This is a genomic window from Pantoea sp. R102, from assembly GCF_004916815.1.
Classification (GTDB): domain Bacteria; phylum Pseudomonadota; class Gammaproteobacteria; order Enterobacterales; family Enterobacteriaceae; genus Pantoea; species Pantoea dispersa.
This window is the reverse complement of record NZ_SDFT01000163.1, coordinates 1-10,356: the sequence shown is the minus strand read 5'-3', so window position 1 is coordinate 10,356 and position 10,356 is coordinate 1. Positions and strand designations below refer to the sequence as shown.

General features: G+C 58.6%; 10 protein-coding genes and 1 pseudogene. 3 read left to right on the top strand and 8 right to left on the bottom strand.

The window, feature by feature from the left end; translation table 11 throughout:
- The 7 genes from ERD80_RS16980 to ERD80_RS16950 form a co-directional block, all read right to left on the bottom strand.
- On the bottom strand, window positions 1-780 hold a 780-nt coding region (locus ERD80_RS16980; protein ID WP_136547746.1), incomplete at its 3' end, for a LysR family transcriptional regulator.
- 142 nt (window positions 781-922) lie between these two features.
- On the bottom strand, window positions 923-2,038 hold the full coding sequence (locus ERD80_RS16975; protein WP_136547744.1) for a M20 family metallopeptidase: 1,116 nt from the start codon (window positions 2,036-2,038) through the stop codon (window positions 923-925).
- A complete protein-coding gene (locus ERD80_RS16970; protein WP_136547742.1) occupies window positions 2,038-2,793 on the bottom strand; it encodes a glutamine amidotransferase in 756 nt (251 codons plus the stop codon). Before ERD80_RS16970 ends, ERD80_RS16975 begins: the two co-directional genes overlap by 1 nt.
- A gap of 14 nt (window positions 2,794-2,807) precedes the next feature.
- Complete coding sequence (locus ERD80_RS16965; RefSeq protein ID WP_136547740.1) at window positions 2,808-3,887, bottom strand: phosphotriesterase-related protein; 1,080 nt, start codon at window positions 3,885-3,887, stop codon at window positions 2,808-2,810.
- A gap of 3 nt (window positions 3,888-3,890) precedes the next feature.
- Window positions 3,891-4,892, bottom strand: a complete 1,002-nt coding sequence (locus tag ERD80_RS16960; protein ID WP_164861075.1) for an ABC transporter permease — start codon at window positions 4,890-4,892, stop codon at window positions 3,891-3,893.
- An 18-nt stretch (window positions 4,893-4,910) separates the two neighbouring features.
- Window positions 4,911-5,657 (bottom strand): ATP-binding cassette domain-containing protein, encoded by a 747-nt coding sequence (locus ERD80_RS16955; protein ID WP_021509459.1) that lies wholly within the window; start codon window positions 5,655-5,657, stop codon window positions 4,911-4,913.
- A gap of 360 nt (window positions 5,658-6,017) precedes the next feature.
- On the bottom strand, window positions 6,018-7,055 hold the full coding sequence (locus ERD80_RS16950; RefSeq protein WP_031280100.1) for a LacI family DNA-binding transcriptional regulator: 1,038 nt from the start codon (window positions 7,053-7,055) through the stop codon (window positions 6,018-6,020).
- Window positions 7,056-7,395: 340 nt separating this feature from the next.
- Between ERD80_RS16950 and ERD80_RS16945 the strand changes: the two genes are divergently transcribed.
- Complete coding sequence (locus ERD80_RS16945; protein ID WP_058758765.1) at window positions 7,396-8,346, top strand: substrate-binding domain-containing protein; 951 nt, start codon at window positions 7,396-7,398, stop codon at window positions 8,344-8,346.
- A 35-nt stretch (window positions 8,347-8,381) separates the two neighbouring features.
- On the opposite strand, the gene ERD80_RS16940 is transcribed toward ERD80_RS16945, so the two are convergent.
- Window positions 8,382-9,245 (bottom strand): PfkB family carbohydrate kinase, encoded by an 864-nt coding sequence (locus ERD80_RS16940; RefSeq protein WP_136547738.1) that lies wholly within the window; start codon window positions 9,243-9,245, stop codon window positions 8,382-8,384.
- 27 nt (window positions 9,246-9,272) lie between these two features.
- Here ERD80_RS16940 and ERD80_RS16935 point away from each other — a divergent pair, with 27 nt between their 5' ends.
- Window positions 9,273-10,118 carry a BtpA/SgcQ family protein gene (locus tag ERD80_RS16935; protein WP_058770146.1) on the top strand — a complete coding sequence of 282 codons (846 nt, stop codon included), beginning with the start codon at window positions 9,273-9,275 and terminating at the stop codon, window positions 10,116-10,118.
- A pseudogene (locus tag ERD80_RS16930) lies at window positions 10,118-10,356 on the top strand (TenA family transcriptional regulator); the annotation flags it as partial. The gene ERD80_RS16935 and the pseudogene ERD80_RS16930, both read left to right, overlap by 1 nt.

Here is a 10,356-nt window from a genome sequence, read left to right as displayed (position 1 = left end):
CAGCTGGCGCAGCAGCGGATGCCCGTTCGCCGGCATCGACATCGCGGGCACGGCAGCAATGCCGATGCCCGCTTCTACCATCCCCAGCAGCGTCGTGACATGGCGCGTTTCGCAGATACTTTGCCGGGCGGGCGTAAGATGCGCCAGCGCACTGTCCAGCAGATTGCGGTTACCGGACACCTTATCCAGCGCCACATAATCCTGCGCAAAATACTCCTGCCAGCTGAGCTGCTGGCGCGTCGCCAGCGGATGATCGTGGCGACAGGCGGCGACGTAAACATCCTCCACCAGCGGCGTGAAGGTGAGCTCCGGCGGTAAATTGCGCGCAAAGCAGATACCGAAATCGGCCTGTCCGCTGCTCACTGCATCCATCACGTTGCCGACGCTGCTATCAATCAGCTTGATGCGCACGCGCGGGTAACGCGTCTGAAAGCGGCGGATCACCTCCGGCATAAAATAGTAAGCGCCTGAGGGCACGGTAGCGACGGTGATCAGGCCAGTGCGATCCTGGCTGGCGCGCTCGACGTCGGCCAGCATCGATTCGACATTATCCAGCAACTGCTCCGAGCGCTGAGCAAAGTTCTGACCATACAGCGTCAGCGTGACGCGCCGCGTGGTGCGGTCAAACAGCCGGGCACCGAGCGCAGCTTCCAGCTTCTCAATTCTGCGGCTGAGCGCTGACTGCGACAGGCAGATTGACTCCGCCGCCAGACGAAAGTTGCCGTACTCCACCAGCGCGCGGAAGGCGTAGAGATCGTTGAGGTCAAAATTGACGGGCATAACCGCGACTATCCTGCGTAATAACGCCAGCACACTGCGCCGCTGACGTTAAAAAGTTGTTATAGCCGACGAGTGTAACAGGCTGCAGGGCGTTTCCGGCGGCGCAGAGGGAAAAAATCCGCTTTTAGCGCATCAGCGGCACTCAGCGCATCCATTCAGCGATGAGCTGCCCGTAAATCTGCTCAGCCTCGCTCAGACGGCTCACCAGGCAGTATTCATCAGTCTGGTGCGCCTGCGTCGGCTCACCGGGACCGAGAATAATGCAGGGCAGATCGCCGAGCGCCGGCATCAGCAGTGAGGCATCGGTAAAATAGGGCACGATGCGCGCTTCCGCAGGTTGCTGCGTCACGGCTTCGCAGGCACGGTACACCGACTGAATCCACTGGTGCCGTTCCGGGGTCAGCACCGCTGGCAGATCGACCAGCGTGCTGATGTGCACGCTGTCACCGAGAAAGGTCGCCAGCTGCTGGCGAATCACCGCGTGTTGCAGGTTGGGCGCGCTGCGGATATCCACATCAAACGCGGCGCGGTCAGGCACCGAGTTGATGTTGAGGCCGCCCTCAATGCGACCGACGTTCAGCGTCGGCTGTTTCATCAGCGGATGCGGCGCGCCCGGTGAAAAGTGACGAATTTTACCCAGCGCATCAGCCGCTAGGTAGATGGCGTTGATACCCAGCTCCGGCATGGCTCCGTGCGCGGTTTTGCCACGCGTTTCGCAGCGCAGCCACAGCGCGCCTTTGTGGCCGATCACCGGCTGGTTGGCGGTCGGCTCGCCCACGATCAGCGCGCCAATTTCAGGCAACTGCCCGGCCGCGATCAGCGCCTGCGCACCATGGCAGCCGGTCTCTTCACCGCCGGTCAGCAGCAGTACCACGCCGCGCCCGGCAGCAATCGCCGCTTTATGCTGCACGCAGGCCAGCACAAACGCCGCTACCGCCGCTTTCATATCGCTGGCGCCGCGCCCGTAGAGCCGGTCGCCATCAATGTCGTGACCAAACGGATCAAACTGCCACGGCTGATTACCCAGCGGCACGGTGTCCAGATGGCCGGTAAAGGCCAGCGGTTTGCCCGGCATCTGGCCCGGCAGGCGGGCGATCAGGTTGGCGCGCTGCTCGCCAAACCCCGTCAGTTCGACAATGAAGCCCTGCTCTTGTAGCCACGCGGCGAGGAATTGCACACAGGCCAGCTCATTGCCCGGTGGATTGATGGTGTCAAAGCTCAGCAGCTGCTGCGCCAGAGGCAGTGAGCGCGCTGGCATCAGTCACGCTCCGTCAGCCAGTCGAGGCAGTTGATCCACAGCTGGCGATAGCCCGGCCAGCGGCTGAACTCTTCCGGCAGCCAGTGAGCTGACATGTCACTGGTCCACACCAGCGAGCGGCCTTGCTGATATTCGCGCACCGCCAGCAGCGGATGGCCGGTGCCCGCCACGGTGGCCAGCAGCGTGCCTTCCGGCTGCATCTCCACTTCGTTGTAACCGAGCAGCCACGGCCAGTCGCCGGGAAGATCGGTAACCACTTTGTGTGACATTGTCACCTCGGCGTAACTGCCCTCCGGCGTTTCGATGCGGTCATCCCAGGCCAGACAGCGCACCGGCAGCACTTTCTCCACCAGCGTATTGCGATAGCGTGCGCCACCGTTAATCCCCTGAAAACTGTAATAACCGCCCACCATCATCAATGCGCCACCCGCGGCAACATAGTCGTGAATCAGCGCCAGGCGATTGGGCGTGCGCCGGCTTTTCAGCCAGGTGTCCGGATGCAGCAGCAGGGTATTGGCACCGATATCGGACAGAATAATCACGTCCCAGCGCTGCAAATCCTCCAGCGTCTGCGGAAAATCAGTGGCGGCGGCGTGAGCCGGCATATGCGTGACGGCATAGGTGCTATCCTGCAGCGCAGCGAGAAAATCCGCCGCACCGCTGTGCCAGGTGGCGGTAGCAAACTGATCAAAGCCTTTTACGTGCGTTGCGGTACTGGTCCAGGATTCACCGACCAGCAAGACGTTCTTTTGCATGCCAACTTCTCCGTTTATCCGCCAAACACCCGTTGCGGATTAGTGATCATCAGGGTTTCGAGTTGTTCGCCGCTGACGCCATGACGTTTCAGGCGGGGCACAAAATGTTTGAGGATGTAGCCATAGCCGTGACCGCCGTAACGCGTCAGCATGGTTTTCAGGAAGACATCCTGCGACAGCAAAATCTGCGGCAGATAACCGTCGTCGATCAGTGCGCAAATGGCGCGCGCGTTCTCCTCATCGGACGGTGACTGCGCCGATTCGTCGGCGTAGTAGTAGCTCATGCCGATCATGTCGTATTCGAGGAACACGCCGCGATCCGCCAGCTCGCGCTGGTAGGTTTTGTCGGCAAAGCTGGGGTTCATGTGACATAGCACGGTGTGGCGCAGATCGGCACCTTCCTGCGCCAGAATATCCAGCACCTTATGGCCGAGCCGCTCCCAGCCCGGCAGATGCACCTGAATCGGCACGCCGGTGGCCGCGCTGGCGCGCCCGGCGGCACGCAGCGATTTTTCTTCATCGGGCGTGAAGCGGCTGGATATGCCGATTTCACCGATTAGCCCGGCCAGCACCTCCGGCTTCTCCGGCAGTCCGCCGAGGTCGAAAATCAGCTTGTCGGTCAGCTGTTCCACGCTGATGGTTTTTACCCACTCGGGATGCGACGGCTCCAGATACAGACCGGTGCCCATCACAATATTCAGGCCGGTGAGACGGGCGATGCGCTGCAGCGCTTTACCATCGCGGCCGATGCCGATATTGGTCGGATCGATCACCGTTTCGCCGCCCAGCGCGCGGTATTTCATCAGCTCGTCAATCGCGGTATCGACGTCAAACAGCTGGCAGTTGTCGCGACTCATCAGCGGGTTGAGCGACAGCTCGCCGAGGTTCTCGATGCGCACCGGCATTTCAGCAATGTGGCGGTCGCTACAGCAGCAGGGCGGCACCCATTTACCGGAGGCATCCAGTAAAATGTGCTCGTGCATCAGCGTGACGCCCATCTCCGCCACCGGCAGCGGACCGAGTACCGTCATCACTTCGCCGCTGCTGACGCCGAGCGGCAACGGATCCGCATGGCGAAAAATTGATCCTTTCATGGGCTATCCTTTGGCGGGCGCGCGGCTCGGGTTAAGAATGCGGGTGTTGAGCCAGATGGCGAGCAGAATGATGGTGCCGGTGGCGATTTGAGTATAAAACGGCGAGATATGCGACAAAATCAGGCCGTTCTGGATGATGGCAATCGACAGCGCGCCGAGCAGCGTACCGATCACGGTTCCAAAGCCGCCAAACAGGCTGGTACTGCCCAGCACCACCGCGGCAATGACCTGCAGTTCAAAACCTTCGCCCTGGTTAGAGGAGCCGCTGCCGAGGCGTGCGGTGATGATCATGCCAGCCAGCGCCGCCGCCATGCCGCTGAGAATGTACACTTTCATGGTCACCGCTTTGGTATTGATACCGCTGCGGCGTGCGCCTTCCGCGTTGGCACCGATGGCGGTGACGTAGCGGCCAAAACGCAGGTGATTAAGCACAATGTGACCGGCCAGCAGCACCACGATGCCGATCAGCGCCGGCATGGGAATACCCAGCACCCAGGCGCGACCCATAAAGGTAAACAGGCTGTCAGCCGGCACCGGAATCGAATAGCCCTGCGTCACCAGCAGCGCGATGCCGCGCACCACCGCCAGCGTGGCCAGCGTGACGATAAATGCTGGTATCCCTTCCCAGGCGATAAAGAAGCCGTTGATGGCGCCCACCAGCGCGCCGAGCAGCAGCCCGCCAATCAGCACCACCGGCCACGGCAGGCCCCAGTTATTAAGCGCAATGGCCGACAGCGCGCCCACCAGCGCCAGCGTCGAGCCGACCGACAAATCGATGCCGCCGGTAGTAATCACCAGCGTCATCGCGGTGGCGACGATCAGCAGCGGCGCGCTTTGCCGGATGATATTCAGCCAGTTGGTACTGGTAAGAAAGTTGCTGGTGATCAGCGAAAACACCACGCAGCAAAAGACAAAAAACAGCGCGATGCTCACCACACCCGAATGGTTATGCAACAAGCGGCGCGGCAGAGAGTGCTGGATCATGCGTGAACTGCCTAAATTCATGATGCTCATCCTGTTACCTCAGTGTGCTGCCGCGGACTGCGCGGTAAATTTCTCACCCACGATCAGGTTGACGATATCGCTCAGGCTGGTGTCCGCCACGCGGCGATCGGCCACGTTAGTGCCCTCGTACATCACCATGATGCGATCGCACACCAGGAACAGATCCTGCAGCCGGTGGGTGATGAGGATCACGCTGACGCCGCGCGCCGACACGCGGCGAATCAGCTCCAGCACCGCCTCGACTTCCGCTACCGCCAGCGCGGCAGTGGGTTCATCCATAATCAGCACTTTAGGATCGAACGCGGCGGCACGGGCGATAGCAATCGCCTGACGCTGCCCGCCGGAGAGGTTACGCACCAGCAGACGGGTATCAGGAATCGAGATGCCCAGACCTTTCAGCATCTCACGCGCCTGCGCATGCATTGTGGCCTGATCGAGAAACGGCACGCCGAGGATGCGTCTGGTCGGTTCGCGGCCCATGAACAGGTTACCGGCCACGTCGACCGTGTCGCACAGCGACAGATCCTGATAAACCATTTCGATATGGCAACGGCGCGAATCCGCTGGATTGCTGAAGTGCTGCTGTTCACCATCAATGCGGATCGCGCCGCTGGTAGGGATCACCGCGCCGGACAGCACTTTGGTCAGCGTCGATTTGCCGGCGCCGTTGTCGCCCACCAGACCGAGCACTTCCCCGGGGGCCAGCTGCAGATTGACGCCGCGCAGAGAACGAATTGAGCCGTAGGTTTTGGTGATGTTAATCATCTCCACCCGGGCCGGAAGAGCTGGTAATTGCTGCATTGGATCACTCCCATCAACGCCTGTGGGAAATGTTTAGCCGGTCGCGAAAAAGAGGCTATCTGACACGATTTACAATCTAGTAAACCGGTTTACCTGTCAGATAAACCCTTAATTCACAGCAACAGGGTAAACGCTACAATGATATTTACTCGCCAGGTATGACATTGCAGCATCCATGCCAGCCTGAATAACAGGCACTGCACTCGCGGCTAACTTGTTGTAATACATCGTATGTTATGTAATCAGCAAGTAAACCGGTTTACTCACTATACCGCTAACGGAAAAAATCGCTCACTTTTTGCGCCATAATTGTGCAGTTTTGCCTCATTTTGGGACATCGCTAACAAATCCCACCGAATCGCGACCAATCCATTCCACCGGTAAACGTGTCTCCATCGGGATGCTGCTGTCGTTGTTGAGCAGGCGCAGCATGATGCTCACCGCCGTGTGGCCCAGCTGGCGCGCTGGCTGGCGGATGGTGGAGATACGCGGCTGCGTCAGATCGCTGTAGTTGGCGTCATCGAAGCCGACCAGCGATAGCGCCGCCGGTGCCTGCAGGCCGATGGCGCGCAGACCGTCGAGCAGTCCCAGCACCAGATAGTCACTGGCGGCGAACACGGCGGTAGGGCGCGGCGTGCAGCGGAACAGGTGCTGCAACGCCTGCTGACCAAATTCGCGTTCGTAGTTGCCATACATCACCCATTGCGGCGGTACGGTTAAACCGGCCTGCTGCATCGCGGTGCAAAAGCCAAGATAGCGTTCGCGCACGCTCATCAGCTGCTCCGGGCCGCCGATAAACGCAATCTGTGTGTGCCCGGCGGCGATCAGCTGCTCGGTGGCCATGCGGCCACCCTGCACGTTGTCCGCAAAGACCTTCGGCACGTTACTGCCGGGAATGTCTTCATCCAGCAGCACCACATGGCGCTGCCGCTGGATCTCGTCGCGCAGCAGGCCGTTGTCCGGCCGGTTGGTGGTGAACAGGAGACCATCCACCTGGCGTGTATCCAGCCAGCGGATAAACTGCGCCTCTTTGTCCGGGTTGTTGCGCGTGATGCACAGCACCAGACTGTAACCGTGCGCTGACGCCGCTTCTTCGGCGGCATCCGCCAGTTCGGCAAAAAACGGGTTAGTGATATCCGGCAACACCAGGCCCAGGGTTTCGCTGCCGCCTTTGCTTAAACGCCGCGCAAGAGAATTACCGCGATAGTCCAGCGTGCGGATCGCGCTTTCAATGCGGTCAACGGTGTCCTGCGGCAGCACAATACTGTGATTCAGATAGCGTGACACCGTGGCTTTTGACAGGCCAGCCAGCTTTGCCACGTCAGATAACAACACGCGTTTTGTACTCATCCATTTCGCCATGTTTGCCGGGGTGGCTTATCTGTAACACAGTTAAGCGCGACTAATACAGCGCTTTCCCGATTGCATTGCTGGAGAAATAAACACTTGACAAAAAAATTCGTCGGGCGAATTGTATAAAGCGTTTACCGCAGTACCGGGATTAACTTCCCAACCCGACATTGTTTTTTTCACCCCGCACTCCCAGTGGATGGGATGCCGAAAAAGATAACGCCGGCGGCATCAAAACACGGCATTATCGCCGTGCTCAGAATCATTGAACTGATATTTACCTGCCAAAAAAAACGCTCAGCGGTACGTCGCTGAGAAGCGCTGGTTATTATTATTCCCGACGAGGAACTCAATGATGTCATCTTTCAGCGGAAAACTGCGTTCACTGTTCATTGCGAGTGGTTTACTCGCCGCAGGTTCATTATGCGTTCAGGCTCACGCCGCACCCACTTATGCGTTAGTCCAGATTAATCAGCAGGCGCTGTTTTTTAACCTGATGAATCAGGGCGCACAGGAAGCGGCCAAAGCCAGCGGTAAACAGCTGGTGATTTATAACGCCAACGATAATCCCGTGGCGCAAAACGATGCGATTGAAAACTATATTCAGCAGGGAGTGAAAGGCATTCTGGTGGATGCGATCGATGTCAACGGTATTATGCCAGCGATAAAAGAAGCCGCAGCGGCGAATATTCCGGTGATTGCGATTGATGCCGTATTGCCTGCCGGTCCGCAGGCAGCGCAGGTGGGCGTAGATAACCTCGAAGGCGGAAAAATCCTCGGTAAATACTTTGTCGATTATGTTGCGAAAGAGATGGGCGGCAAAGCGCGACTGGGAATTGTCGGCGCGCTCAATTCGGCCATCCAGAACCAGCGTCAGAAAGGCTTTGAAGAGACGATTAAAAGCAACAGCCAGATAACGGTCGCCGATGTGGTCGATGGCCAGAATATTCAGGATAACGCCATGACCGCTGCCGAAAACCTGATTACCGGCAACCCGGATCTCACCGCGATCTATGCCACCGGCGAGCCGGCGCTGCTGGGTGCCATTGCCGCAGTAGAAAACCAGGGGCGGCAGAAGGACATCAAGGTATTCGGCTGGGATCTGACGGCAAAAGCCATCAGCGGCATTGACGGTGGCTACGTTACCGCCGTGCTGCAGCAGGATCCGAAGAAAATGGGTGAAGAAGCGCTGAAAGCGCTGAATAGCCTGACGGCCGGCAAAACTGTGAGCAAAACCATTCTGGTTCCGGCCACGGTGGTGACCAAAGCCAACGTGGACAGCTACCGTTCGCTGTTTAAGTAACTGCCAGGCGCAGACGCGAACGTCTGCGCCCAGGCTTAGCGCTGCGCCAGAATACGTTGTAATTCATCAGCATCGGGAAACGCGTTCAGCGTGCCAGTGCGACTGACGGTGATCGCCGCCGCCGCGCTGGCATGCTGCAGCGCCAGCAGGTCGGGCGCGACGCCGCGCAGCAGGGCAGACGCCAGCAGCACGGCGAGGAAGGTGTCGCCGGCGCCGGTGGTATCGACGGCCGCGACGTTAATCGCCGGGCAGTACACGCGCTGATTGCCGCGTATCAGCAGCGCACCGGCAGCACCCTGGGTAATCACCAGTGTGTTAACGCCGGCGGGTTGCAGCAGATCGGCTTCCGGTTGATTGACTACCGCGATGTCAATCAATGGCCAGAGATCGGCGAAGTCCGGATTGACCGGTGAAGGATTAAATACCGTGATTAAGCCGTGCGCTTTTGCCCAGCTAAATAACCGGCGGGTTTTATCCGCAGAAAAATTGCCCTGCTGCAGCAGAATATCGCCGGCAGCGGCATCGGCTAAGTAAGCCAGGATAATATCGGCTGCCAGCGCGTCGGCCGCGGCGGTGGTAGTAATAATGGCATTATCGCCATCGCTGCTATTAAAAATAATTGAGGTGTCACTGTGAGCAGACAAAAACTGAGACGGCAGTAAGGTTAATGTTTCGTGCCGGATGCGTTCGCGGATCCACTGGCCGTTAATATCATCGCCAGTGGCGCTAATTAAGCGCGTATCGATGCCGCAACGCGAAAGTATGATTGCCTGATTGGCGCCTTTGCCACCGATATCCTGCGCAATTTTTTTGCCATGAATTGAGGCGCCTTTTTCAGGGAGTTGATCGATGGACCAGGTTTCATCCACCACAATATTGCCTGCAACATAGACACGCATAGTTTTCTCGTTAATAAGGTGAAAGAGATGGCTTCTATATCAGCAGAAAAAAGTAACGCGATACAAGATATTTTTTCACGCAGTAAAGCGGTGATTGGGGTTATTCACTGTGATGCCTTTCCCGGCTCGCCGAAATATCGCGGTAAGTCGGTGAGTGAAATTATCGATTGCGCCCTGCGCGATGCGGATAATTATCTCGCTGGCGGCGTGCACGGTTTAATTGTTGAGAATCATGGCGATATTCCCTTTGCCAAGCCCGACGATATTGGTCCGGAAACGGCGGCATTTATGGCGGTGATCACCGATAAAATTCGCGAGCGTTTTGCTGCACCGCTGGGGATTAACGTGCTGGCCAATGCGGCAATCCCGGCAATTGCCACGGCATTAGCCGGCGGGGCGGATTTTGTGCGCGTTAACCAGTGGGCCAATGCCTATATCGCCAATGAAGGTTTTATCGAAGGGGCAGCCGCTAAAGCGCTGCGCTATCGCAATCAGCTGCGGGCCGATCATATCCGCGTATTTGCCGATAGCCATGTTAAACACGGCAGCCACGCGATTGTCGCCGACCGCTCGATTCAGGAGCTGACGCGTGACGTCGACTTCTTCGAAGCCGATGCGGTGATCGCCACCGGCCAGCGCACCGGCGACAGCGCCACGCTGAGTGAGATCGACGAAATCCGCGCCGCAACGGCCTTGCCGCTGCTGGTGGGCTCAGGCGTGACGCCGGACAACGTCTGCCAGATCCTTGGCCGCACGCAGGGGGTGATTGTCGCCAGCACGCTAAAGGTTGATGGCGTGTGGTGGAACCCGGTGGAACTGGCGCGCGTGAAGCACTTTATGGCGGTGGCGCAGGCTGCGCTGGAGGAGGCGTAATGGAAAGCTTCAGCGATCGGCTGCTGACGCAGCATCAGGCGCTGTGGCAGGCGATGCAGCAGCACCGCTTTGTCGTCGACATTGAGCACGATCGGCTGCCGGCCAGCGTGTTTAATCGTTATCTGGTGTTTGAGGGTAACTTCGTCGCCACCGCCATCGCTATTTTTGCGCTGGCGGTGAGCAAGGCGCCCGGCATTCGTCAGCAGCGCTGGCTGATTGGCGTGCTCAATGCGCTGGT